The following is a 25,253-nucleotide window of genomic DNA, read 5'->3' on the forward strand; positions in this document are numbered from 1 at the left end:
GGACAACGCCCCGGAGGCGCAGGGGACGTTGGGCGTGCACCTCACGGGGCACACATCACACCTTCAGGTACTTGCGCAGCGCGAAGAGAGCGGCAATGGCGGGCATCAGCAGACCGATCGCCAGCACCAGCGGCAGCTTCGTGAGGACCGCGTCCCAGCCGATGAAGTCGATCAGATTCAGCTTGTCCTTGAGCGCCAGACCGCCGTCGATCAGGAAGTAGCGCCCGGCCAGCAGCATGACGCAGGCCAGCACACCGCCGATCAGACCGGCGAAGGCGGCCTCCATGATGAAGGGGGCCTGGATGTAGAAGCCGGAGGCGCCGACGAGCCGCATGATCCCGGTCTCCCGGCGGCGGCTGAACGCGGAGACGCGCACGGTGTTGACGATCAGCATCAGCGCGATGACGAGCATCAGTGCCATCACGAACAGCGCGGCGACGTTCATGCCGTTCATCAGTCCGAAGAGGTTGTCCAGGATGCTTCTCTGGTCCTGGACCGACTGGACCCCGTCCCGCCCGGCGAAGGCGGTGGCGACAACCTTGTACTTGGTGGGGTCGTGGAGCTTGACCCGGAAGGACTCCGGCATCTGGTCCGGCGTGATGTTCCCGGCCATCGGGGAGTCGCCGAACTCCTCCTGGTAGTGCTTGTACGCCTGGTCGCTGGACTCGTAGATCACCTTCTCCACGACGTCCATCTTCTTCAGATCGCTCTCGATCTGGTCCTTCTGCTGCTTGGTGACCGCACCCTTGGCGCACTGGACCACCGTCTCCGCGTCGCCCTTGCCGCAGAGGTAGATGGAGACGTTGACCTTGTCGTACCAGTAGTCCTTCATCGTGCTGACCTGCTCGCGCATGAGCAGCGCGCCGCCGAACAGGGCGAGCGAGAGGGCGACGGAGACGACGACGGCGAAGGTCATCGTGAGGTTGCGACGGAGGCCGACGCCGATCTCCGACAGGACGAACTGGGCGCGCATGGCGTCCTTTCAGTGCTGGGTGCTCAGTGCTGGTAGCCGTAGACGCCGCGCGCCTGGTCGCGTACGAGACGGCCCTTGTCCAGCTCGATGACGCGTTTGCGCATCTGGTCGACGATGTTCTGGTCGTGGGTCGCCATGATCACGGTGGTGCCGGTCCGGTTGATCCGGTCCAGCAGCTTCATGATGCCGACGGAGGTCTGCGGGTCGAGGTTGCCGGTCGGCTCGTCGGCGATCAGCATCATGGGCCGGTTGACGAAGGCCCGGGCGATCGCCACGCGCTGCTGCTCACCACCCGACAGCTCGCCGGGCATCCGGTCCTCCTTGCCGCCGAGTCCGACGAGGTCGAGGACCTGCGGCACGGCCTTGCGGATCTCGCCGCGCGGCTTGCCGATCACTTCCTGGGCGAACGCCACGTTCTGCGCGACGGTCTTGTTGGGCAGCAGGCGGAAGTCCTGGAAGACGGTGCCCAGCTGGCGGCGCATGTGCGGCACCTTCCAGTTGGACATGCGCGCGAGGTCCTTGCCCAGGACGTGCACGGCGCCCGTGCTGGCGCGCTCCTCGCGCAGGATGAGCCGCATGAAGGTGGACTTGCCGGAGCCGGACGAGCCGACCAGGAAGACGAACTCGCCCTTCTCGATGTCGAGCGACACATCCCGGAGAGCGGGACGGCTCTGCTTCGGGTAGGTCTTGGAGACGTTGTCGAATCGGATCACGGATGCACCACGGTCGGCCGGGAGTAGGTGAGCGTGACCATACGCGAACCGGGCTGAGCCGTGCAGGCACGCGTACCGGGATGGGTGATTTACGGTGAAACGGCCCCGATTCCGGGGCGGCGCGGCGGGGAAGGGACCCGGGTATGACCGGCGGGGCGGGCCGAATGCGCCGCGAGCTGGCACAGTGGTAGGGGAACGGTTGCGTTTCCGTGAGCGTTGTGCGGAGAGATGGCTTGTGCGGCTCCGCCGCGCGGGAGGAGGAAAGCGCATGACCTACGACCGACTGGTGTGCGCGAACTGCGCGGCGCCCGTCACCGAGGGTCGCTGCCCCGTGTGCCGGGCGAGCCGCGAACGGATGCGGGAGCAGGGGCAGGGGCTCTTCGCCGGGATCAGCCCGGTGGCGCTGGCCGCGCTCCTCGTGGTGCTCCTGACCGCCTTGGCCCTCCTGGCCCACCAGACCGCGTAGCGCCCGCTAGGCGGCCGTACGGTTGCGCGTCAGGCGCGGCAAGGCACGGAAGCCGATGCCGCCGGCGATCATCGTCGCGGCGCCGACCAGCAGGAACGCGGTCCCGCCCGCGCCGGTCTCGGCGAGTTCGTCCTTGCCCTTGCCCTGTTCGACCGGCTGATTGCCGACCGAGTCGGTGTCGGTGTTGCCACCGCCGCCCGAGACCCCGATCTGCCCCACTCCGCCGCCACTGGCCCCCGTGTCGCCGGGCCCGTCAGCCGGGTCCGCAGACTTGGTCGGGACCTTCGTGGGGGTGGCCGAGGGCTGCGCGGGGGTAGAGGGCGGGTCCTCCGGCGTGGAGGGCGGGTCGCTCGGCTTTGCCGGGCCGGTCGGCGGGACCGACGGGTGCGACGGGGTGGCCGGCGGGTCCGAGGGCCCGCAGCGCGGGTCGAGCGGGCTGCACGGGTCGCCGTCGTCGCCCGGATCCTCGTCCCCCGCCCCCGGCTCGGCGGTGGGCCGTACGCCGGTCTCCACACCCGCGACGTCGACGCCGATGCCGACGGCCTGTGCCGCGCCCGCGGCGGTCAGCGAGGCGCCCGCGGCGATCACCGCGCCCGCCGCCGTCCGCGCGACGCGGATGCGCGTCTTCTTCGTCATGTACCGCTACCCCCTGGAGCCGTTCTCGTCGGGCTGCTCCAGCACCCTCGCCGGGGGTCACGGGGAACGTCAAGGCCGTTCCGGGCCAATGTGCCTTGTTCCAGGGGGAGTTGCGGCGCTTCTCGGCCTACTTCTCGTTCTGCTTGCGCCAGCGGATGCCGGCCTCGATGAAGCCGTCGATCTCGCCGTTGAAGACCGCTTCCGGGTTGCCCATCTCGAACTCCGTACGCAGGTCCTTGACCATCTGGTACGGGTGCAGGACGTAGGAGCGCATCTGGTTGCCCCAGGAGTTGCCGCCGTCGCCCTTGAGGGCGTTCATCTTGGCCTGCTCCTCCTGGCGGCGGCGCTCAAGGAGCTTCGCCTGGAGGACGTTCATCGCGGACGCCTTGTTCTGGATCTGCGAGCGCTCGTTCTGGCAGGAGACGACGATGCCGGTCGGCAGGTGGGTCAGACGCACCGCGGAGTCCGTGGTGTTGACGCCCTGGCCGCCGGGGCCGGAGGAGCGGTACACGTCGACGCGCAGGTCGGACTCGTCGATCTCGACGTGGTCCGTCTGCTCGACCACGGGCAGCACCTCGACGCCCGCGAAGGAGGTCTGGCGGCGGCCCTGGTTGTCGAACGGCGAGACGCGCACCAGGCGGTGGGTGCCCTGCTCGACGGAGAGCGTGCCGTAGGCGTACGGCACCTCGACGGCGAAGGTGGTCGACTTGATGCCGGCCTCTTCCGCGTACGCCGTCTCGTAGACCTCGGTCTTGTAGTTGTGCCGCTCGGCCCAGCGCAGGTACATCCGCTGGAGCCGCTCGGCGAAGTCCGCCGCGTCGACGCCGCCGGCCTCGGCGCGGATGGTGACCAGCGCCTCCCGGGCGTCGTACTCGCCGGAGAGGAGGGTGCGGACCTCCATCTCGTCCAGCGCCTTGCGCACGGACTCCAGCTCGGTCTCCGCCTCGGCGAGCGCGTCGGCGTCGCCCTCAGCCTCGGCGAGCTCGAAGAGGACTTCGAGGTCGTCGATCCGGCTGCGTAGGCCCTCGGCCTTGCGGACCTCGGCCTGGAGGTGGGAAAGCTTGCTGGTGATCTTCTGCGCCGCCTCGGGGTCGTCCCACAGGGACGGGGCGGCCGCCTGCTCCTCGAGCACGGCGATGTCCCCCCTCAGCGCATCCAGGTCCAGGACGGCCTCGATCGACCCCATGGTCGAGGAGAGGGACTTCAGCTCTTCGGAAATATCGACGACTGCCACGGGTCCAGCGTAACGGCTGTCGGCGCGTACGTTCCTCGGGCTGCCGGATCACCGCTTCCGGGACCCGGCCTAAGGCTGTGCCGGGGCGGAGTTCTTCGTGTCCTGCGGGCCCGGGTCCGTGTCGTCGCCGCCCCACGCGAACCAGCCGCCCACGCCGATGCCGGCGACCAGTACCAGGGCCGCGGCCCCCAGGGTCAGGCGGCGCTTGCGGACGGCGGCCGACTTGTTGCGCGCCGAGCCGGGGCGGGGCCGGCCGGGGGCGCGCGGGGCGCGGGCGGTACCCCGGGGGCCGCCGGACAGCTCGTCGGGGGCCGGGACGCGCATGCTCGTGTGGGTGTCGCGGTTGGAGTCCGGGGTCGAGCCGGGCACCAGCGGGACCGCGCCGCGCCTGCGGGGCTCGTCGCCGGACGGGGTGTACTGCTGCTCGTCGTAGCCCTGCGGGGCCTCCGGCTCCTCGTCCGGCTCGTCCACGTCCAGGGGCGGGATGCCGGCCAGGTGCGGCAGCTGCTCGCGCAGCCGGGCGGCCAGCTCCGAGGCCCGCAGCCGGGAGGCGGGGGCCTTGGCCAGGCACTGGACGAGCAGCTGCCAGAGCTCGTCGGGGATGCCGGGGAGCGGGACCACGGTCTCGGTGACATGGCGGCGCAGGACCGCGCCGGGGTGGCCGCCGCCGAAGGGCGTGAAGCCCGCGAGGAGCTCGTACAACACCGTGGCCAGGGCGTAGATGTCCACGGCGGCGCGCGGCGGCAGGCCCTCGACGATCTCGGGGGCCAGGTAGTCCGGCGTCCCGATGATCTTGGTGGTCCGGGTCCGGCGCGGGGTGTCGATGAGCTTGGCGACGCCGAAGTCGGTGAGCAGCGCGGGGTGGGCGTTGCCGGGGCCGAGCGGCCCTTCCATGTCCAGCAGGATGTTCTCGGGCTTGACGTCGCGGTGGACGATCCCGGCGGCGTGCGCGGCGGCGAGGCCGTCGGCGACGTCCGCGACGACGGCGACGGCGGCCTCGGGGGCCAGTCGGCGTTCGCGGTCGAGCCGGGTGCGCAGATCGGTGCCCCGGACCAGGTCCATGACGAGGGCGAGGTCGTTGCCGTCCACGACGAGGTCGCGGACCGCGACGACGTGCGGATGGTCCAGGCCGAGGAGCGCGGTGCGCTCCTGGACGAACCGGCCGACGAGCTCCTGGTCGGACGCCAGGTCCTCGCGGAGCAGTTTGATGGCCACGGGGCCCTCGGGGCCGTCCCCGAGCCACACCGTGCCGGCGCTGCCGCGCCCCAGTATCTGGTGGGCGGTGTACCGGCTGCCGATTTTCCGTGCCAAGACTGCTCCCTCAGCGGCTGGCGATGGACCCCAACAACCCCCGGTCGACAAAGTTACGCGGCGATCGGGGGCCCGCGTGCCGTGGTTGGCGCCAACCTTCGCTTCTGCGGGCGAATTGCCTCGGAATTGGTCCGCGGAAGTCGATATAGCTACAGAGTTGTACGCCTCCGGGCGGGGTCAGCCGCTGCTGCCGCCCAGCTCGGAGATCCAGTCCTTCACCGTGGTGACGGCGTCGGTGATCGCGTGCCAGTAGCTCTGGCCCTGGCCGATCCAGTCCTTGAGCGGGGTCAGTTCCCAGATCAGCCAGCTCGCCACGAAGAGCAGCACCAGCGTGAACAGGCAGCCCTTGAGGCAGCCGAGCCCGGGGATCTTCATCGGGTTGGCGCTGCGCTGCCTCGGCTCGCGGGGCGCGCGCTGCGGCTGCTGGGGCTGCTGCGGCGGCGCGTACGCCTGCTGCTGCGGCTGGGGCTGGTACTGCTGGCGCTGCGGCGGCTGGTACTGCTGCTGCGGTTGCGGCTGGTACTGCTGCCGCTGCTGCTGCCCGTACTGCTGGTGCTGGGGCTGCTGCTGCGGCTGCTGGTATCCGGGCTGCCGGTCGCGCGGCTGCTGCGGGGGCTGCTGCTGGCGGCGCTGCGGGCGGCGGCGCAGCGGGTCCTCGCTCGGGTCGAGGTACTGGACCTGGGTCTGCTCGTTGCGGTCGCGCGCGGCCCGGAGCTGGGACTGCCAGGGGTGCGGGTCCTCGGGGCGCGGGTCGCTGTCCGGGCGCGGCGGCACGGGCGGCATGACGGTGGTCGGGTCGGCCTGGGAGCCGCCGCCGGGCACGCCGCCGTGCGGCAGGACGCTGGTGACCCCGTTCGGGTCGTACGAGCCGGCGTTGCTCGGCAGGACCTGCGTCGGGTCGGCCGCGCCGGGGATCTCGGGTACGGCGGTGGGCGCCGGGTCGGGCGCGAGCAGGGCGGCGACCCCGTCGGCGGCGGCGATCTGCGCGGCGCTCGCGTGGACCCCGATGCCCTCGGCGACGGTACGCAGGGCACGGGCCAGGTTCTCCGCGCTCGGCCTGCGGTCCGGGTCCTTGCTCAGGCAGCGCTCTATGACCGTCCACAGGGGCTCGGGAACGGTGCTGGGGCGGCGCGGCTCCTCGCTGAGGTGCCGGTGCAGGACTTCGAGCGCGGTGCCGCCGGCGAACGGCGGGCGGCCGGTGACCAGCTCGTACAGCAGGATGCCGGCGCCGTAGATGTCGACGGCGGAGGTCTGCGGGCGGCCCTCGGCCGACTCCGGCGCCACGTAGGCGGGGGTGCCGACGAACTCGTGGGTCCGGGTCAGGCCCGGCGAGTCGGCGAGGCGCGCGATGCCGAAGTCGGTGAGCATCGGGCGCATCGCGCCGTCGGGGTCGGCGAGCAGCACGTTGGCGGGCTTGAGGTCGCGGTGCACGACGCCGTCGGCGTGGCTGGCGGCGAGCGCGTCGGCGATCTGCGCGGTGAGCAGCGCGGCGGCGACCGGGGTGAGCGGGCCGTTGTCGCGCAGGTAGCGGTGCAGATCGGGGCCGTCGATCAGGTCCATGACGAGGGCGAGGAGGTCGCCCTCGACCACGAGGTCGCGGGTGCGCACGATGTTGGGGTGGGTCAGCCGCAACAGGACGGAGCGTTCCCGCAGGAACCGCATCACCACGTCCGCGTCGTTGGCCAGCTCCTCCTTGAGGACCTTGATCGCCACGGTCTCGCCGGGCCGGCCGGCCACGGCCGCCTCGGCGCCCGCCGCCTCGCGCTGGCTGGCGCGCCAGACGGTGCCCGTGGCGCCGCGTCCCAGCGGCTCCTCGAGCAGGTACTTGCTGCCTACCGGCCGCACGTCATGCGCTCCCTGCTGGTCGTGGTGTGGATCGTTCCGGGTACCCCCGGAGTTTCCGGCCCACTCTAGAGGCTGTACGGGGAAGGGCGGCCGGGTCCGGGTACCGGGGGAAGACGTCCTTCCGGGGCGGATGGTTGCCAGGGCGTGCGCCGGGAAACCGGTCATGGCGCACTTTTTGGGGCCACAGCAGACGTTTCAAGATCACTAACTGATGACCGCCGGGCGTGTTGTCAGTGGCAGGTGCGAGGATGCCTGGAGCACGACTGCGGGGTCGGGAGCCCCGCAGTGCGTGACGAACCTGTACCGGACGACGCGTCCGTGCCGGGTGGGGGGAATCACAGGGCGTTCCCCCGGCCGGCACCGCGCGCAGAAGGGACCGCTGACGGCGATGCAGATCCGGCTGACCGTCCTCGCGCCGCCCAGCGGCCAGACCCCGGCGCGCGCCTGCGACGTGCTGGTCACCGCCCCCGCGGGGACGGCGCTGGCCTCCGTCGCCTCGGGCCTGGCCATGGCCGTCGCCGGTCCCGACGGCTCCCTCGGCAGCGGCGCGGTGGTGCTCTTCGCGGGCCGGGAGCGGCTGGACGCCCAGCGCTGCGCCCTCGGTGAGCCGCCCCTGGTCGACGGCGCGGTGCTCTCGCTCCAGGCGCCCGGCGAGGACGAGACCGCGGACGACGCGGTCCCCGCCCAGCTCCAGGTGGTCGCCGGTCCCGACGCGGGCGGGGTCCACCTGCTGCACGGCGGCACGGTCCGCGTCGGCCGCTCGGCCGAGGCCGATGTCCCGCTGGACGACCCCGACGTGTCCCGGCTGCACTGCGAGGTGACGGTCTCCGAGGACGGCCGGGTCACGGTCGCCGACCTGGGCTCCACCAACGGCACCTCGCTGGACGGGGCCGAGGTCCACGACCGCCCGGTCCGGCTGGCCCCGGGGGCGCTGCTGCGGCTCGGCGAGTCGACGCTCCGGCTGGCCTCGGGCGCGCGCCCTCCGGTGCTGCCCACGACCCCGGACGGCGAGGGCCACCTCCGGGTGGCCCGGGTCCCGGCCCCGCCGGCCGCCCCGGCCCCCGAGGCCGCCCGGCCCGCCCACGACCGGCCCGCGCCGGACGAGCCCGAGGCCCGGCCCGGGTCCTCCGCCGGGCACCCGGGCCGCTTCCCGGAGCAGGAGGCGCCCCGGCGCGGCGGCATAGGGGCCTGGGCCCGACGGCTCAAGGGCGCCCGGGCCGAACCGGTGCCCGCGAGCGCCCCCGCCGAGCCGGTCCCGGCCGTCCCCGAGACGTTCACCTCGCTGCCCACCGCCCCCGAGGGCACCTGGCCGGATCCGGCCGCCGTCCTGCTGACCGCGCTCGGCCCGGGCCCCCGGCTGTGGGAGCGCGACCCCGCGCACCCGGAGGCGCTGGTGGTCCGGCTGGGCACCACCGACCGGGCCGACCTGCCCGCCGTGCCGGTGACCGTGAGCCTGCGCGAGGCCGGTTCGCTGGGGCTCGCCGGGCCCCGGGAGCGGCTGGCCGGGCTCGCCCGGTCCGCCGTGGCCCAGCTGGCCGCACTGCACTCCCCCGCCGACCTGGAGATCGTGCTGATCAGCACGGACCGGGCGCGGACCACGGAGGAGCGGCGGCGCGAGTGGGCCTGGCTGGGCTGGCTGCCCCATCTGCGCCCGATGCACGGCCAGGACTGCCGCCTGCTCGTCGCGTACGACCGCGACCAGGCGCTCGCCCGCACCGCCGAACTGGTCCGCCGACTGGACGACGGGCCCCTCGGCCCCGGCTGGGCGAGCCAGGACGCGGCTACGGTCGCCGAGGCCGCCCGCGCTCACGAGGGCCCGTTCACGGTGGTGATCCTCGACGGCGACCCCGGCGCGGCGGTCCTCCGCGAGCACACGGCCCGGCTGGCCGCGGCCGGTGCGGCGGCGGGCGTCCATCTGATCTGTCTGGCCGAGACCCCGGCCGCGACACCCACCTCGCCGGTCGCCGCGACGTACGAGGCCGCCTGCCACGCGTCGATCGCCTTCCGCGAGTGCGGGGCCGTCGGGATGCTGAGCGGTGACGTGGCGACGGCCCTGCGGCTGCTGCGCACGGCGGGCGGCCGGGCCGCGGGCCACGGCACGGTGGCCTCGGTGGACGCGGTGTCGGCGCACTGGGCGCAGCGGTTCGCCCGGGCGCTGGCCCCGCTGCGCGCGGAGGGCTCGGCCGCGCTGCCGGGCCGCCAGGTGCCGGTGGCGCTCCCGCCGTCCGCCCGCCTCCTGGACGAGCTGGGCCTGGCCCGCGCCACCCCGGCCTCCCTGATGGCCCGCTGGGCGTCCACGGCGGACGACCGCGCGACGCCCCGGGTGGGCGCGCAACGCACGGCGGCGGAAGCGCCGGACTCGGGCCGCACGGCGTACCCCTCCGCGACGACGACGGGCTCGGGGCGCACCCCGTATCCGGGCACCGGCGACTCCGGCCGCACCCCGTACCCCGACAGCACCACCACGGGCTCGGGCCGCACCCCGTACCCCCGCACCGGCACCGGCGACTCCGGCCGGACCCTGTACCCCGACAGCACGACGACCGGCTCGGGCCGCACCCCGTATCCCGGTGCGGCCACGGGCGACTCCGGCCGCACCGCGTACCCCGACACCACCGCCGGCTCCGGCCGCACCCGGGTCAGCGGTCCCCGGCAGGCCGATGCGCCCCAGGTCGCCGCGCGGGGCGGCGACGGGGCCGGGGGGACGCAGACCGCCACGCGTACCGCCGTACGACCGGCCGTCCATGCCGGGCGGCCCGTCGTCGTGCTCGGGGCCGGGCCGCGCGGGCCGGTGAGCGTGGATCTCGCGGACGAGGGGCCGCACCTGCTCATCGAGGGGCCCGGCGGCAGCGGGCGGACCGAGCTGCTGCGGGCCGTCGCGGCGTCGCTGGCGGCCGCCGCCCGGCCGGACCGGCTGGGCATCGTGCTGGTCGACGGGGCAGGCGGCGAGCGCGGCGAGTCGCTGGGGCCGTGCACGGAGCTGCCGCACGCGTTCACGCGCCTGGTGGCCTCGGACCCGGTCCGGATGCGGGAGTTCGCCCAGGCGCTGGGCGGCGAGGTGAAGCGGCGGGCCGAGCTGCTCGGCGAGCTGGACTTCGCCGAGTGGCACAGCCGCCACGAGGACGGGCACACGACCGCGCCCATCCCCGAACAGCGCGGCGACATCGAGGCGCCCCTCAGCGGCACCCTGCGCCTGCGCCCGGGGGCGGGCCGCCCCGTGGACCCGGGCCCCTCGCCGCTGCCCCGGCTGGTGGTGCTCGTGGACGACTACGACGCGCTGATAGCCCCGGCGCTCGGCAGCCCGGGCCGCCCGGCGGCCGGTTCGGTGGTGCGGGCGCTGGAGGCGGTGGCCCGGGACGGCGGCCGGCTGGGCATCCACCTGGTCGCGGCCTCGGCCCGCCCCGACCGCACGGAGGACACTGAGCTGGCCCGCGGCGCGCGGCTGCGCATCGTGCTCGATCCGCCCGCGGTCCCGCCCTCGCCGGACGAACCGGCGCCGGGCCGGGGGCGGCTGGGGCATCCGGACGGGCGGGTGACGCCGTTCCAGGGCGGCAGGGTGACCGGGCGCATCCCGCGGACAGCGACGCTGCGGCCGACGGTCGTCCCGCTGGAGTGGGAGCGGATGGGCGACCCGCCCACCCGCCGCCCGGTCCGCGAGCTGGGCAACGGACCGACGGACCTGGCCCTGCTCGCCAGCGCCCTGGAACGGGCGGCGCGTTCGGTGAACGCACTCCCCCTCGCGCCCCTGTCCACCTGAAGGCCCGCCCAGCCGCGCCCGAGTCACGCCGGAGCCGCCCTCGAACGACCCCGCGCGGGGCCGGAACAGGGCGGCCCGATCGTCCCCCAATGGCCGGATACCTGCACTGACCCCACGTCACGAGGGCATCACGATCAACGACTTGGGGCCGAGGACGGTATTGCGGCACCGGGACGCCGGGCATAGGACTGTGCGCACACGACGACGTGACGCACGACCGGCAGCGCTGGCTTCCTGACCCGATCCGGCGCCCGGTGGGCGCACGCGGACAGAGAGACGGGGCAGGAATGCGCACAACCCTACGGATTCGCAGAGCGGCCGTGGTGTTCAGCGCCATCGGCGCGCTGGCCCTCACCGGCTGCGGCGGCGACGGTGACGGCGGAGACAAGAAGCCGGACGAAGGCGGCTCCACGACGGGCAAGGGCTCCACGCCGACCGTCGCCTTACCGAAACTGGACGGTGAGAAGCTCTCTGTCGCCGCGGTCTGGACGGGTCCGGAACAGGCCAACTTCGTCAAGGTCCTCAAGGAGTTCGAGAAGCGGACCGGCGCGACGGTGACGTTCGTCCCGGCGCAGGACCCGATCGTCAACTTCCTCGGTACGAAGATCGCGGGCGGGCAGCCGCCGGACGTCGCGATGATCCCCCAGGTCGGGGCGATCCAGCAGGCCGTGGCGAAGAAGTGGGCGAAGCCGGTCGGCGCCGAGGCGAAGGCCCAGCTGAGCAAGAACTACGCGCAGGTCTGGCAGGACCTCGGCACGGTGGACGGCACCCAGTACGGGGTGTATTTCAAGGCCGCCAACAAGTCGCTGGTCTGGTACAACACCAAGGCGTTCGAGAACGCGGGCGCGAGCGAGCCGAAGACCTGGAAGGACTTCCTGGCGACCGCCGAGACGGTGTCCGCCTCGGGCGTCACCCCGGTCTCGGTCGGCGGCGCGGACGGCTGGACGCTGACCGACTGGTTCGAGAACGTCTATCTGTCGCAGGCGGGCCCGGAGAAGTACGACCAGCTCGCCCAGCACAAGATCAAGTGGACCGACCCGTCCGTCAAGGACGCGCTGACCACGCTGGCCCAGCTGTTCGGCAAGCCGTCCCTGATCGCGGGCGGCGCGGACGGCGCGCTCCAGACCGAGTTCCCGGCGTCGGTCACCCAGACCTTCACCGGCGGCGACCAGCCCAAGGCCGCCATGGTCTACGAGGGCGACTTCGTCGGCGTCAACATCGCGCAGACGAAGGCGAAGATCGGCACGGACGCCAAGGTCTTCCCGTTCCCCGCGGTCGGCGCCGAGTCGCCCGTGGTGACCGGTGGCGACGCGGCCATCGCGCTGAAGGACGGCAAGGGCGCCCAGGCCCTGCTGACCTGGCTCGCCTCCGCGGACGCCGCGAAGATCGCCGCCGAGCAGGGCGGGTTCATCTCGCCGAACAAGACCCTGGACCCGGCCGCTTACCCGAACGACGTGCAGCGCACGATGGCGAAGGCGCTGATCGCGGCCGGGGAGGCCGTCCGGTTCGACATGTCCGACCAGGCGCCGCAGTCGTTCGGCGGGACGCCCGGGAAGGGCGAGTGGAAGACCCTCCAGGACTTCCTGAAGAACCCGAAGGACATCGCGGGGACTCAAGCCAAACTGGAGTCCGACGCGGCCAAGGCGTACAAGAGCTGACGGCATGACGACAGCGGCAGCGGGGGGCGCCGACGAGGCGCTCCCCGCCGACAGGCAACGGTCCGGCGGGCCCACCGTGCCCGCCCCCAGGAAGGCCGCCCCGGCCGGGACCCCGGGGCGCGCGCCCCGGAGCGTGACCGGCACCCGCCGGGTGATCGCGGCGCTCTTCCTGCTGCCCGCGCTGGTGCTGCTCGGGGCGCTCGTCGTGTACCCGATCGTCTACTCCGTCTACCGGTCGTTCTTCGACCAGGCGGGTACGGGCTTCGCCGGCATCGACAACTACAAGACGCTGTTCACGGACGACACCATCCGTACGGCGGTCAAGAACAACGCGATCTGGGTGGTCTTCGCGCCGACGGTCTCCACCGCGCTCGGGCTGATCTTCGCGGTCCTGACCGAGCGCATCCGCTGGGGCACGGCCTTCAAGCTGATCGTCTTCATGCCGATGGCGATCTCCATGCTGGCGGCGGGCATCATCTTCCGGCTGGTGTACGACCAGGCGCCGGAGCGCGGGGTCGCCAACGCGGTGTGGGTGGGCGTGCACGACACGTTCGCCGAGTCCGCGGGCTTCCCGAAGGCGCATCCGCTGCCCGTGGCCCCGCTGAAGGCGGCGGGCGGCGGGACCTTCGTGACGAAGGCGACCGTGCACGCCGGGCAGCCCGCCCTACTGCCCCTCGTCGGGGTGCTCCCGGCGAAGATGCCCGGCGACGCCAAACCGGCCAAGGCCCCGGCGGCGGCCGGGGACGGCGCGGTCACCGGCACCGCGTGGCTGGACTTCACCAAGGGCGGCGGCGGCAAGCCCAACGTCATCGACGCCAAGGAGCTCGGGCTCAAGGGCCTGAAGGTGGAGGCCGTCAAGGGCGGCGAGGTCGTCGCGACCGCCAAGGCGGCGGCGGACGGCACGTTCACGCTGCCCGCCGCGGCGGACGGCGCCGAACTGCGCCTCCCCGCCGCCAACTTCAGGGAGCCGTACAACGGAGTGGACTGGCTCGGCCCGACGCTCGTGACGCCCGGGATCATCGGGAGTTACGTGTGGATGTGGGCGGGCTTCGCGATGGTGCTGATCGCGGCGGGCCTGGCCGGTCTGCCGCGTGAACTCCTCGAAGCGGCCCGGGTGGACGGGGCCAACGAGTGGCAGGTGTTCCGCCGGATCACGGTGCCGATGCTCGCCCCGGTCCTCGCGGTGGTGCTCGTCACGCTGATGATCAACGTGCTGAAGGTGTTCGACCTGGTGTTCATCATCGCGCCGGGCTCGTCCCAGGACGACGCCAACGTGCTGGCGCTCCAGCTGTACCGGTCCTCGTTCGGCACGGACGCGGATCTCGGGGTCGGCAGCGCCATCGCCGTACTCCTGCTGCTGCTGGTGATCCCGGTGATGCTCTTCAACATCAGGCGGATACGGAAGGAGGGGCGCCGATGACGACACCCTCGGCGACGGCGACCCGGTCGCTGGGCGCGCGGATCGCGGCGCGGGCCGGCGGCGGCGTGATGCGGGTCGTCCTGGTCCTGGTGGCCCTGTTCTGGCTGATGCCGACGATCGGGCTGCTGCTCTCCTCGCTGCGCAGCCCGGACAAGATCGCGTCGACCGGCTGGTGGCAGGTCTTCACCGCCCCGTCCGAGCTGACCGTCGACAACTACTCCCGGCTGCTCGACAATTCGGCCATCACGGACTCCCTGCTCTCCACGGTCATGATCACCGTGCCGTCCACGCTGCTGGTCGTGGTGATCGGCTCACTCGCGGGATACGCGTTCGCCTGGATGGACTTCCCCGGCCGCGACTGGTGGTTCCTGCTGGTCGTGGGGCTGCTGGTGGTCCCCGTACAGGTGGCGCTGATCCCGGTGTCGAAGCTGTTCGGCGAGATCGGGATCTTCGAGACGACGCTCGGTGTGGTGCTCTTCCACACCGCGTTCGGGCTCCCGTTCGCGATCTTCCTGCTGCGCAACTTCTTCGCGGAGATCCCCCGGGAGCTCCTGGAGGCGGCGCGGCTGGACGGGGCGGGTGAGATACGCCTCTTCACCCGGGTCGTGATGCCGCTGGGCGGTCCGGCGATCGCCTCGCTCGGGATCTTCCAGTTCCTGTGGGTCTGGAACGACATGCTGGTCGCGCTGATCTTCGCGGACTCCGGGTCCCCGCCGATCACGGTGGCGCTCCAGCAGCAGGTGCGCCAGTTCGGCAACAACATCGACGTGCTGGCGCCGGGCGCCTTCGTCTCGATGGTGATCCCGCTCGCGGTGTTCTTCGCCTTCCAGCGCCAGTTCGTCTCCGGCGTGATGGCGGGGGCGGTCAAGTAGCGGGTACGTAACAGAGCGGGGCACTCCGGCCGGGCGGCGGGGGTGCCCCGCAGCCGTGCGGCGCCCGGGATCCCGGGCCTCCGGGGCGCCCGTCATGGCCCCGCACGCACCGTATTGCCCAAGGTTCACTTACTGTCCCGGGTAGTATGATAAGTGGGGCCTTCATCAGCCGCGCGCGGTCGACCGCTCACGGGCCCGACGCGCCCGTCTCTTCGGCCTTCGTACGCCTGCCCGCCCCCTGACCCGTCCTGCGGAGCCCGCCCCAGTACGCTGTGTGCTCTCCCAGTACGCACAGTCCGAGAAAGAGTCCGTATGCCCCGGCTGAGTGTCATCATCCCTGTCCGTCGCGCCCGAGGAAGTCTGCGCGAGTGCCTGGAGTCGGTGCTCTCGCAGTCGTTCACGGACATCGAGGTCATCGGGGTGGACGACGGCGCACCGGACGGCTCGGGCCTGGTCCTGGACGAGTTCGCCGCGCGCGACAGCCGCGTCCGGGCCGTGCACCTGGAGCCGGGCGCCGGGGCGCACGGCCGGCGCAACGCCGGGATCGAGGAGGCCGCCGGCGAGTACGTCCTCTTCCTGGAGGGCCACTACGTCCAGCTGCCCGGCGCGCTCCAGGCCGTCGTGGACCGGCTGGACGCCACCGGCGACCCGGACGTGCTGCTGTTCGGCCACCAGAAGCGCCCCTTCCGCGGCAAGGTCCGCTCGACGCGGTCGCTGGAGAAGCTGGAGGGCATGCCCGAGGGCCCGTTCACCCTGGCGAAGCGCCCGGACCTCCTGGACATCGCCCCGGTCTCCTGGAACCGCGCGGTCCGCCGCGCCCTCCTGGAGCGCGAGACCGTGACCTTCGGCCCGGGCCCGCACGGCGAGCGGATGTACGCGCTGGCGACCGTCGCCGTCGCCGCCTCGGTGGCCACCCTGGGCACCGCCTGCGTCGAGCACCGCCAGCAGCGCCACCTGCCCGGCCTCGTGGACGACGTGGAGCCCCGGACGGGCTCGACCCCGCTGGAGCTGGTGGAGGCGTACGACGCGCTGATGACCTTCGTGGAGGCGCGCCCGGCCCTCAAGGATGTGCGCGGCCTCCTCTTCGACCGTGCGGTGCAGGAGCTGCTGTCCGCGTACCCGACGGTGACCAAGCGCCGCCGGCAGTACGTGGGCGCGGTCGGCGCGTTCCACGGTGCGCACCGCCCGGAGGGCTTCAAGTTCCCCGGCGGCGCCAAGGGGCTGCGCCCGCAGCTGATGGGCGGCGGCAAGTACACCGCGCTCGGCGCCCTGGACACCGCGCTCGCCACCCGCCGCAGCCTGCGCGCCGCGCCCAGCACGGCCCGCGCCAAGGCGAAGAAGCAGTTCACCAAGCGCTACTACAAGGCGCAGCGCAAGCTGCCCCTGGACCCGAAGCTGGCCGTGTACGCCGCCTACTGGAACCGCGGCGTGAGCTGCAACCCGGAGGCGATCTACCGCAAGGCGAAGGAGCTGGCGCCCGACATCCACGGCGTCTGGGTGGTGTCGAAGAAGAACGTGGACTCGGTGCCCAAGGGCATCGACTACGTGGTGCCCGGGACCCGCCGCTACTGGTCGGTGCTGGCCCGTGCCACATACTTCTTCAACAACGTCAACTTCCCGGACCACCTGGTCAAGCGCCCCGGCCAGATCCATGTCATGACCCACCACGGCACCCCGCTGAAGATCATGGGCATGGACCAGCAGAACTACCCGGCCGCCGCCCAGGGCCTCAACTTCGACCGGCTGCTGAAGCGCGTGGACCGCTGGGACTGGAGCGTCTCGGCCAACCCGCACTCCACCGAGGTGTGGTCCCGCGCCTACCCGAGCGCGGCGCGCCCGCTGGAGACGGGCTACCCGCGCAACGACGTCTTCGCGACGGCCACCGAGGAGCAGATCGCCAAGATCCGCGAGGACCTGGGCATCCGCCCCGGCCAGCGTGCCGTGCTCTACGCGCCGACCCACCGCGACTACGAGGCGGGCTTCACCAACCGCCTGGACCTGGACCGGTTCTGCGCGGCCGTCGGCCCGGACACCGTGGTCCTGATGCGCGCCCACTACTTCTACGGCGGCTCGGGCCTCCCGGAGAACGCGTCGGTCATCGACGTCTCCACGTACCCGCGCGTCGAGGACCTGTGCCTGGCGGCGGACGCGCTGGTCACCGACTACTCCTCGGTGATGTTCGACTACGCCCACCTGAACCGCCCGATCGTGATCCTGGCCCCGGACTGGGAGACGTACCGCACGGTCCGCGGTGTCGTCTTCGACCTGCTGTCCGGGCAGCCGGGCGAGACGCCGGGTGCCGTGGCCACGGACACGGACCAGCTGGCGGCGATCTTCACCGACGGCAGCTGGAACAGCCCGGAGAACGAGGCGCTGCTGAAGGCGTTCAAGGAGCGTTTCTGCCCGTACGACGACGGCCGCGCCGCCGAGCGCGTGGTGCGCCGGGTGCTGCTGGGCGAGGACGCCTGAGCCGTACGACCCGTACGACGCCGAGGGGCCCGTCACCGGAACGTTCCGGCGGCGGGCCCCTCGGCGTACCGTCGCTAGCCCTGCTGACCGGCCATGACCGTGATCAGGCCGACCACCACGAGCAGCGAGCCGCCCCAGGTCCACAGCGAGGTCCGCTCGTGCAGCACGGTCGCCCCGGCCAGCACGATCAGCAGGTAGCCGAGCGCGTTGAAGGGGTACGCGACGGAGAGCGGCACCTTGGCCAGCGTCGTCATCCAGGCGAGCGCGGACACCGCGAAGACCAGCAGCCCGAACACGACCCAGGGGCTGCCCGCGGCACGCAGGGCGACGGAACCGCCGTCGCGCCCGGCGGCGGCCGCGGCGCCCTTCATCCCGTGCTTGAGCATGATCTGGCCGCCCGCCGACGAGAACACGGCGAACAGGAGCAGCAGCACACTGGGGAGGGTCAAGGACTTGCTCCTGACTGCGGGGGCGGGGGGTTCGGGCGCCGGGGCGGGCGCGGGTCCGGGGCGGGGCGCCTCAGACACCGACCCGGTCGGCGGGGACGTACTGTCGGTTGAGGATGTCCTGTACATCGACGTGCTCTCCAGCGATGATCGTCTCGGCCGCGTGCGGGGTGAGCAGCGCGACGTGCTGATAGCCGAACAGCGTCGGCCGGACGCGGGTCAGCAGCCTCGACGCCCCGCCGAGCACGGCGGCGAGCGGTCCCCGGCCGAGCAGCGACCAGAACGGCGCGCCGGTGGAGGAGAGTTCGAGGACGTCGTAGCCGGCGGCGCGCACGGTGCGGCGCAGGCTGGCCCGGGTGAAGAAGCGCAGATGCGTTTCGTCGAGGATGCCCCGGCGGTCGTAGTCGAAGGCGCCGACGGCGACCCGCAGCCGGGAGTACCAGTGGCTGAAGTTGGGAACGGACAGCAGCATCCGGCCGCCCGGCCGCAGCACGGACGCCGCCTCGGCGAGGACGCGTTCGGGGCGTGACAGGTGCTCGATGACGTCACCGGCCACCACGTAGTCGAAGCCGGTTCCGGCCTCGGCGGGCAGCCCCTTCTCCAGGTTGGCGAGGTGGAAGTGGCTGCACCGGTCGCGGACGCCGGGCACCTCCACGTAGTCGACGCCGGTCACCTCGTGGCCCAGGGACTCCAGCCGCTCGGCGAACAGCCCGCCGGAGCAGCCGAGGTCGAGGACGCGGCCGGGGGGCAGCGCGCGCATCTTGTCCAGGATGACCGCGTGCGAGGAGCCGTCGCCCTCCTTGAAGGCGTACTCGACGGGCTTGGGGATCCACCGGCAGGTCCCGAACCCCTTGACGGCCAGCCGGTATTCGAGGACGTCCTTGACCACGTCCTTGGCGTACTTCATGCCGTTGACGTAGCAGATCTCGTCGCCGTAGTAGGTGGGGACGGGGATCTCCTTGATCCGCATGCCCGCGTTCAGCAGCTGCACGATGATCTGGGTGTCGAAGTCGAAGGCGTCGGTGTTCCGGTCGACCGGCAGCTGCTTGAGGGCCGCGACGCTGTACGCGCGGTAGCCGGAGTGGAATTCGGTGAGGTCCGAGCCCAGGAGGCCGTTCTCCAGCCGGGTGAGGATGCGGTTGCCGAGCCACTTGTACATCGGCATGCCGCCCTTGAGCGCGCTGCCGGACGTCATCATCCGGGACCCGAACACGGCTTCGCACTCGCCGCGTTCGATCGGTGCGACCATCTCGGGCAGCAGCTCGGGGGCGTACTGCCCGTCGCCGTGCAGCAGCACGATGATGTCGAGTCCGTGCTCGGCGGCCAGCGCGTATCCGGCCTTCTGGTTGCCGCCGTAGCCGAGGTTCTTGGTGTGCCGCATCACGACGGTGCGGGGCATGCCCTCGGCCTGCGACCAGCGGCAGCCCGCCGTGAAGGTGGCGTCGTGACTCGCGTCGTCGAGGATGAGGATCTCTTCGATCCGCGACCGGAAGTCCTCCGGGATCCGGTCGAGGGTCTTCTCCAGCGTTGTCTCCGCGTTGTACGCGACCACCAGGATGCCGATCCTGGGGCTCGGGCTTTCCTTCACGGGGCGTTCTCCAGTTGCGGTCGGGGACGGGGTTGCGGGATCAGTCGACGGTGGAGCAGGAGCGGAATTCCGTACGGGGTGCGGAGACCGTTGCCCGCTCGGCGGGGAGGGCGTCCGGGGGCGTGGCGAGGATGCGGCGGGCGCCGGTGAGCAGGCCCGCCGCCAGGACGAACCAGCCGGCCGCGCCCAGGTACAGCACGGGCTCGCTCCAGCGCACGGCGGACCGCCCGCTGTAGCCGAGGACGGCGACCAGGCCGACGACCGCGCTGTACGCGAACCCTTCGACCGGGCCGAGCACGAACATCCCGGCGGCGGCCCAGGTCAGGTACTGGAGTCCGGACGCGGTGGAGAGGAGCAGCAGCAGCCCCAGCGTGACGGCGACGACGCCGGGCGCCTCGGCGGGCCGCAGCCAGGCGAGCCGGATCCCGGCGGCCACGCAGAGCAGCACGAAGAGGAAGTGGCCGCCGCCCTGCATGAAGGCGATGACCGGCTCGGGCATCCCGAGGACGTCCGCGAACCGGACGAGCCCCCACAGCCGGTAGCTGCCGCCCGCGTACTCCAGGACGTTGTGCGTCAGGTCCAGGGGCACGGTCACGAGCGCCGGTCCCCACACGAGCGCGGTGACCCCGGCGAACCCGGCGGCGAAGCGGACCAGGACCGGCCGCCCGCCGCGCAGCGCGGCGACGAAGAGGGCCGGGATCACCACGACCGGGATGAACTTGACGCTGATCGAGAGCGCCGCCGCGAGTCCCGCCGCGAGCGGCGCCTTCCGGTCGGCCAGGAGGTGGGCGGCGGCCAGCGCGAAGGCGACGGCGACCGCGTCGGTGTTGCCGTGGTAGCCGGAGGTCGCGATGAGCACCGGGCTGACGGCGACGCCGATGCCGCAGAGCATCGCGGTGCGCACGGTGGCGCGGCGGCGGACGATCTCGAACACGAGGACCGCGCAGGCGAAGTCGGCGGCCGACGCGGGGACGCGGATCAGCGTGGCGAAGGAGAAGCCGAGTTCGGTGAGGCGGTCGAGGCCCAGCAGCATCCACCCGGCCAGCGGCGGGTGGTTGTAGACGGGGAGCCCGGGCAGCGGGTGCGCGTAGATGCGGACGGGGCCGTACCCGGTGATGGCCTTCGCGAACCCCGCGAAGATCCGCACGTCGGCGGGGCCGGGCGAGTTGGCCGCGATGATCATGCGGGTGAGGAGGCCCGCGGTCGCCGCGACGAGCACGGCGGCCCTGGCCCGCCGCACGTCCGTTTCGCCCCACATTCGGATACCCATGAAAGCAGAACGTAGCAAGGCGGCGACGCTATGCGACGCAGCGAATCGTCACCGTGGCGTAAACACCGGCCCCGGAAACGCCGATGCCCGGCCGGTGCGGACCGGCCGGGCATCGTGGCTCCCTCAGGGGCGGCTACAGCATGCGGTCGACCACGCGGGCGGTGGCCCGGCCGTCGTCCAGGTCGCAGAAGTCGTGCCGGAACTGCTCGTACGCCTTGGCGTGTCCGGCGATGGCCTTCTCCGGGTCCTTCAGCGCGGCGATCAGGTCGTCGGAGCCCGGGATCAGGGGTCCGGGCGCCCGCTTCTCGAAGTCGAAGCTGAACCCGCGCAGCGTGTCGCGGTAGTGCTCCAGGTCGTACGTGTGGAAGAGCATCGGCCGCCCGGTCTGGGCGAAGTCGAACATCAGCGAGGAGTAGTCGGTGACCAGGGCGTCGCTGATGAGCATGAGCTCGCCGACGTCCGGGTAGCGCGAGACGTCCTTGACGAAGCCCGTACCGCTGTCCGGGAGCCGGTCGGTGACCATGTAGTGGCGGCGCACCAGGAGCACGGTGTCCTCGCCGAGTTCGCGCTCGGCGGCGGCCAGGTCGAGCTGGAGGCCGAGCGAGTAGCGCCCGCCGCCGAGGCGCTGGTCCTCGCGCCACGTCGGTGCGTACAGGACGACGCGCTTGCCGGCCGGGATGCCCAGCTTCTCGCGCACCGCGGTGGCGACCTTGGCGCGGTCCGCGGCGTGGAAGATGTCGTTGCGCGGGTAGCCGCACTCCAGCACCTCGCCCTCGAAGCCGAAGGAGCGGCGCAGGACGGGCGTGGAGTACGTGTTCGGCGAGACCAGGAAGTTCCACTGCTTGGCCCGCTCGGCGAGGGTCGCGATGTACCCGGCGTTCGCCTGGGCGGTGCCCGCGAGTTCGAGGCCGATGCGCTTGAGCGGGGTGCCGTGCCAGGTCTGGACGACCGTCTGGTCCTCGCGGCGCACGAACCACTCGGGCAGCTGCGTGTTGGTGACGATGTAGCGGCTGCGGGCCAGCGCCTCGTGCCAGGCGGCCGAGCCCTGCTCGACGGCGGTGGTGCCCTCGGGGACGATCGCCTGCTGGTCGCGGACGACCCAGATGTGCTCCACCTCGGTGCCCCGGCGCACCAGCTCCTCGTACACCGCGCGCGGCGAGTCCGAGTACTGGCGGCCGTCGAAGGTGCTGTAGAGCGCGGCCGCGCGCAGCGGCTCGGAGCGCTGGGCCGCGTACGCCTCGCTCAGCAGGCGCTTGGCGCGCGGGCCGCGCTCGGCGGCGCTGAGCACGGAGCCGGAGACGACGAGGAGCTGGTCGCCGAAGCGGCGCTCCAGGGTGTAGTCGCGGCCGCCGAGCGTGCGGGTGGCGGGCAGGGTGTGGAAGGCGGAGGCGGGGAGCCGCAGCGCGCGGTCTCCGCTCTCGTCGGCGGCGCCCTTGTCCCGGAAGAAGAAGTACCAGTTGCCCTCGCCGAGCGGCACGGCGCCGCCCGGTCCCTCCACGGCGTCCGGCCGCAGCTCGGCCCGGAAGCGGCGGGCGCTCTCCGGTCCGGTGAACTCGACCGGGAAGACCTGCTCCTCGCGGTGGGCGCTGTTCTGCGCGATCAGCTCGACCGGGTGGGCCGGGTCCTCGGGGTAGGTGCCCTCCAGGAAGAGCCGGCCGTCGTCCGTCCAGCTGGCCAGCTCGACGGCGGGCTGCACGGGGCGGTCGCCGATCACCAGGTTGCCGCGCGCGCTGACGGTGAGGGCCAGCTCGCGGCGGCCGCCGTCCGAACCGTCGGCGAGCGGGTAGCGGCCGGGGTGGACCGAGCCGGGGGCGTCGAGCGACGCCTTCAGGCCCGTACCGACGAGGTGGATGCTGTACGCGACGTTCTTCGGGGCGTCCTCGCCGGTGGGGCGGTTCTCCTCGACCGCGGCGAGCGGCAGCTCGGCGGTGAAGCGGTTCCAGCCGGCGCCCGCGCCGGTGCCCACGGTGACGGGGACCTCGACGGTGGTCTTGCTGGCGCCGTGCGTCAGGACCAGGGTCAGCTCGTCCTTGACGAGGCGGGCGCGGACCACGCCGGACACCTTGACGGTGCCGGGCCGCTCGCCCGGGCCGTGGGTCTCGAAGCGGGCGTCGACGCGCTCGGAGTGCAGCACCAGCTTGTCGCCCTCGAAGGCGGAAGCGATGCGGTGGTCGCCGTCGGGGCGGTGGACGGGCGGCGCGACGGACGCCTCGCGGACCGAGGGGAAGGAGCGGCGCAGCAGACCGCCCCGGGCGATGCCCACCTGGAACTGGAAGGTGAGCTGCTTGGGGCCGCTGTCTCCCTGGATGCGGAGCTTGGAGGCGTCCACGGAGGTCTCGAAACCGGCGCGGTGGTAGTCGTGCAGGCTCTGCCGGGAGCGGGCGGTGGCCTCGGGCTCGTCGGTGCGGCGCAGCCGGAGCGGGACGACGTGGCGGCGGCCGGCGCGCAGCCAGCCGATCCGGAACTCACTGGCCCCGGAGCTGACCGGCAGGTTGCGGATGTACGCGTAGCCGCTGAGGTGCAGCTTGCCGTCGCGCCACTGGGCGTCGCGCAGCCGGGCGGCGAGCGGCAGGTCGCGGTCGCCGACGCGCGCCACGGGGGCGGGCAGCGGCCGGGTGAGCACGGGGTAGTGGGCCACACGCTTGCGCATGCCGCTGACCTCGAACGCGCCGGGCTCCCGCTTCTCCTGGAGGAGCAGCGCCAGCAGCTCGTCCATGCGGTGCTCGCGCACCAGGTACCACATCACGCGCAGGCGCAGCGGCAGCCCGTCGAGCACCGAGGGGTCGACCTGGTCGATGAACTTGTTGGTGTACGTGAGGAACGCGTCCCGGTACTCCTGGTCACCGTCCGGCAGGACCTCCATGAAGTACCAGAGGTCGTTGGCCAGCGCGTGCGCCTCGTAGTGGTTCTTGTCGGCGGGGGTGCGGTTCTCCGCCAGGAACTCGGACACGCCCTGGACGTGGGCGACGCGGTCGTGGATGCCGCGGACGACGGCCCGGCTGGTGGTGATGGAGCCGGGGCGGTCGCGCCAGTAGTAGACGGGGTCCTTGACGATGTCGACCGAGCCGGCCAGGAAGTGGGCGGGCAGCACGACGGGGATGTCCTCGTACAGCGCGCCGACCGGGAAGGCGAACTCGTGCTTGTCCCAGAAGGAGCGGCGGAAGACCTTGTTGCAGGCGATGCGGTCGCCGAGGAGGTCCAGGTCGCGCGAGACGTGGGTGCGCTGGCGCGTGGTGGCCATCGGCTTGCGGAACATCGGCGACTGCACCAGCTTGCCGCCGGCGCGCAGCCGCAGGACGTTGCCGGACGCCAGGTCCGAGCCGGTCTCCTCCAGCGATTCGACCAGCAGCTCGTAGGCGTTCGGCGGGATGATGTCGTCGCTGTCGCAGAAGGCCAGGTAGCGGCTCTCCGGGTGGGCGTTGCGGAAGCCGGTGTTACGGGCGTGCCCCAGTCCGCCGTTCTTCTGCCTGACCAGCTTGAAGCGGTCGTCGCTCGCGGCGAACTCGGCCGCCAGCGCGGCGCTGCCGTCGGTGGACCCGTCGTCGACCATCACCACCTCGAGGTCGGTCATGGTCTGCTCCGCGAGGGACTTCAGACAGTCCGTCAGGAAGAGTTCCACGTTGTAGACGGGGACAACGACACTGAGCCGTGGCGGCATGTTGAGCACGTCCGTTCATCAAGGGCCTGGCTATCCGTAGGGCTCAACCGCAGGGGCGGTCGGGGGTCACCGGTTACGGTCCCGAACGAGTGACTGCGCCTGCACCGTGCTCGCCCCGTGCACATGCTCCGGAAGGCCCGGTGGGCGGCCCGCCCACCAGATTAACCGATCGAAGGGTGACCCCTACAAGCACGCTGGCACACCCCCGCGAGCCCTCACCCGGCGGGGTCCGCACCCTGTGTGAGCGCCGCCACTGCCGAGGCCGCGAGGTCGTCCAGATACCCCGGCGGCAGCTCGCCCCGGACCACCGCGAGCCGCCAGTAGAGCGGGCCCACGATCAGGTCGAGGGCGCGGTCGGGGTCACTGCCCCGCGGCAGCTCGCCGCGTGCGACGGCGTCCCGGACGACCACGGCGGCGACGCCCTGCTGAGGGTCGAGCAGGGCGGCCTTGATGGCGTCGGAGATCTCCGGGTTCCTGGCCGCCTCGACCAGCAGGTCCGGGATGACCTGGGAGGCCAGCGGGTGGCGCAGGGCGTAGGCGGCCAGTTCCAGGACCGCGCGCACGTCCCCGTACAGGGAGCCGGTGGCGGGGGCGGGCATGCCCTGCGCGGCGACGGCCGAGACCAGGTCCAGGACCAGGTGCAGCTTGGACTTCCAGCGCCGGTAGACGGCGGTCTTGCCGACGCCGGCCCGGCGGGCGATGCCCTCGATGGACATCCGGGCGAACCCGACCGCGGCGAGCTCGGCGAACACCGCGCTGCGGATGGCGTCGGTCACGTCCTCACGCAGGACGGCGGCTCCCGCCGGGGCTCGGCGGCGGCTTCCGGGGTCGGTGGTCATGGCCGAATCATAGTCCGCGACGACGAAACGGTTGCGTTCCGACGTGAGTACGTCCTACCCTCGGCGTTGCGACGATACGGTCCCGTCCCGTCGCCGGG

Annotated in this window: 17 protein-coding genes; 6 read left to right on the top strand and 11 right to left on the bottom strand. The window is 72.6% G+C overall.

From position 1 onward, the window contains the following. Positions 1 to 55: 55 nt before the first annotated feature. The gene (gene ftsX, locus AMK18_RS19375) at positions 56 to 973 is read right to left on the bottom strand and encodes a permease-like cell division protein FtsX (protein ID WP_018100797.1); all 918 of its coding nucleotides are present in this window, start codon (positions 971 to 973) and stop codon (positions 56 to 58) included. A 23-nt stretch (positions 974 to 996) separates the two neighbouring features. After that, positions 997 to 1,686, bottom strand: coding sequence for a cell division ATP-binding protein FtsE (gene ftsE / locus AMK18_RS19380; RefSeq protein ID WP_018100798.1), 690 nt, complete (start codon positions 1,684 to 1,686; stop codon positions 997 to 999). A gap of 268 nt (positions 1,687 to 1,954) precedes the next feature. On the opposite strand from ftsE, the gene AMK18_RS19385 reads away from it, so the two are divergent. Next, positions 1,955 to 2,152: a hypothetical protein gene (locus tag AMK18_RS19385; RefSeq protein ID WP_018100799.1), complete on the top strand. Its 198-nt coding sequence runs from the start codon at positions 1,955 to 1,957 to the stop codon at positions 2,150 to 2,152. A gap of 6 nt (positions 2,153 to 2,158) precedes the next feature. Here AMK18_RS19385 and AMK18_RS19390 read toward each other — a convergent pair whose 3' ends face one another. The 4 genes from AMK18_RS19390 to AMK18_RS19405 all read right to left on the bottom strand — a co-directional run bounded on the left by AMK18_RS19390 (position 2,159) and on the right by AMK18_RS19405 (position 7,178). Next, on the bottom strand, positions 2,159 to 2,788 hold the full coding sequence (locus AMK18_RS19390; protein WP_073863704.1) for a hypothetical protein: 630 nt from the start codon (positions 2,786 to 2,788) through the stop codon (positions 2,159 to 2,161). Between the two features lie 127 nt (positions 2,789 to 2,915). Continuing rightward, positions 2,916 to 4,022: a peptide chain release factor 2 gene (gene prfB / locus AMK18_RS19395; RefSeq protein WP_018100801.1), complete on the bottom strand. Its 1,107-nt coding sequence runs from the start codon at positions 4,020 to 4,022 to the stop codon at positions 2,916 to 2,918. A 69-nt stretch (positions 4,023 to 4,091) separates the two neighbouring features. Further along, positions 4,092 to 5,333, bottom strand: a complete 1,242-nt coding sequence (locus AMK18_RS19400; RefSeq protein WP_018100802.1) for a protein kinase domain-containing protein — start codon at positions 5,331 to 5,333, stop codon at positions 4,092 to 4,094. Positions 5,334 to 5,510: 177 nt separating this feature from the next. Then, positions 5,511 to 7,178 (bottom strand): serine/threonine-protein kinase, encoded by a 1,668-nt coding sequence (locus AMK18_RS19405; RefSeq protein WP_073863705.1) that lies wholly within the window; start codon positions 7,176 to 7,178, stop codon positions 5,511 to 5,513. Between the two features lie 388 nt (positions 7,179 to 7,566). Between AMK18_RS19405 and AMK18_RS19410 the strand changes: the two genes are divergently transcribed. The 5 genes from AMK18_RS19410 (at position 7,567) to AMK18_RS19430 (ending at position 17,354) form a co-directional block, all read left to right on the top strand. Next, complete coding sequence (locus AMK18_RS19410) at positions 7,567 to 10,935, top strand: FHA domain-containing protein (protein ID WP_073863706.1); 3,369 nt, start codon at positions 7,567 to 7,569, stop codon at positions 10,933 to 10,935. Between the two features lie 287 nt (positions 10,936 to 11,222). Then, entirely contained in the window at positions 11,223 to 12,593 is a 1,371-nt protein-coding gene (locus tag AMK18_RS19415) for an ABC transporter substrate-binding protein (RefSeq protein WP_198957035.1), read from the top strand. A gap of 133 nt (positions 12,594 to 12,726) precedes the next feature. Further along, positions 12,727 to 14,013, top strand: coding sequence for a carbohydrate ABC transporter permease (locus AMK18_RS19420; protein ID WP_018100806.1), 1,287 nt, complete (start codon positions 12,727 to 12,729; stop codon positions 14,011 to 14,013). Further along, positions 14,010 to 14,885, top strand: a complete 876-nt coding sequence (locus tag AMK18_RS19425) for a carbohydrate ABC transporter permease (protein ID WP_018100807.1) — start codon at positions 14,010 to 14,012, stop codon at positions 14,883 to 14,885. The genes AMK18_RS19420 and AMK18_RS19425 overlap by 4 nt, the downstream gene beginning before the upstream one ends. A gap of 312 nt (positions 14,886 to 15,197) precedes the next feature. Beyond that, positions 15,198 to 17,354: a bifunctional glycosyltransferase/CDP-glycerol:glycerophosphate glycerophosphotransferase gene (locus tag AMK18_RS19430; RefSeq protein WP_026171215.1), complete on the top strand. Its 2,157-nt coding sequence runs from the start codon at positions 15,198 to 15,200 to the stop codon at positions 17,352 to 17,354. Between the two features lie 74 nt (positions 17,355 to 17,428). On the opposite strand, the gene AMK18_RS19435 is transcribed toward AMK18_RS19430, so the two are convergent. The 5 genes from AMK18_RS19435 to AMK18_RS19455 form a co-directional block, all read right to left on the bottom strand. Continuing rightward, the gene (locus AMK18_RS19435; protein WP_202532935.1) at positions 17,429 to 17,803 is read right to left on the bottom strand and encodes an EamA family transporter; all 375 of its coding nucleotides are present in this window, start codon (positions 17,801 to 17,803) and stop codon (positions 17,429 to 17,431) included. 70 nt (positions 17,804 to 17,873) lie between these two features. Beyond that, positions 17,874 to 19,388, bottom strand: coding sequence for a bifunctional glycosyltransferase/class I SAM-dependent methyltransferase (locus tag AMK18_RS19440; protein WP_073863708.1), 1,515 nt, complete (start codon positions 19,386 to 19,388; stop codon positions 17,874 to 17,876). Positions 19,389 to 19,428: 40 nt separating this feature from the next. Then, positions 19,429 to 20,646: a glycosyltransferase family 39 protein gene (locus AMK18_RS19445; protein WP_073863709.1), complete on the bottom strand. Its 1,218-nt coding sequence runs from the start codon at positions 20,644 to 20,646 to the stop codon at positions 19,429 to 19,431. A gap of 145 nt (positions 20,647 to 20,791) precedes the next feature. After that, a complete protein-coding gene (locus AMK18_RS19450) occupies positions 20,792 to 24,316 on the bottom strand; it encodes a bifunctional glycosyltransferase/CDP-glycerol:glycerophosphate glycerophosphotransferase (RefSeq protein ID WP_443333227.1) in 3,525 nt (1,174 codons plus the stop codon). Positions 24,317 to 24,531: 215 nt separating this feature from the next. Beyond that, positions 24,532 to 25,155, bottom strand: coding sequence for a TetR/AcrR family transcriptional regulator (locus tag AMK18_RS19455; RefSeq protein ID WP_020207258.1), 624 nt, complete (start codon positions 25,153 to 25,155; stop codon positions 24,532 to 24,534). Positions 25,156 to 25,253 lie beyond the last annotated feature (98 nt).

Source organism: Streptomyces sp. CB01249 (genome assembly GCF_001905735.1).
Lineage (GTDB): Bacteria > Actinomycetota > Actinomycetes > Streptomycetales > Streptomycetaceae > Streptomyces.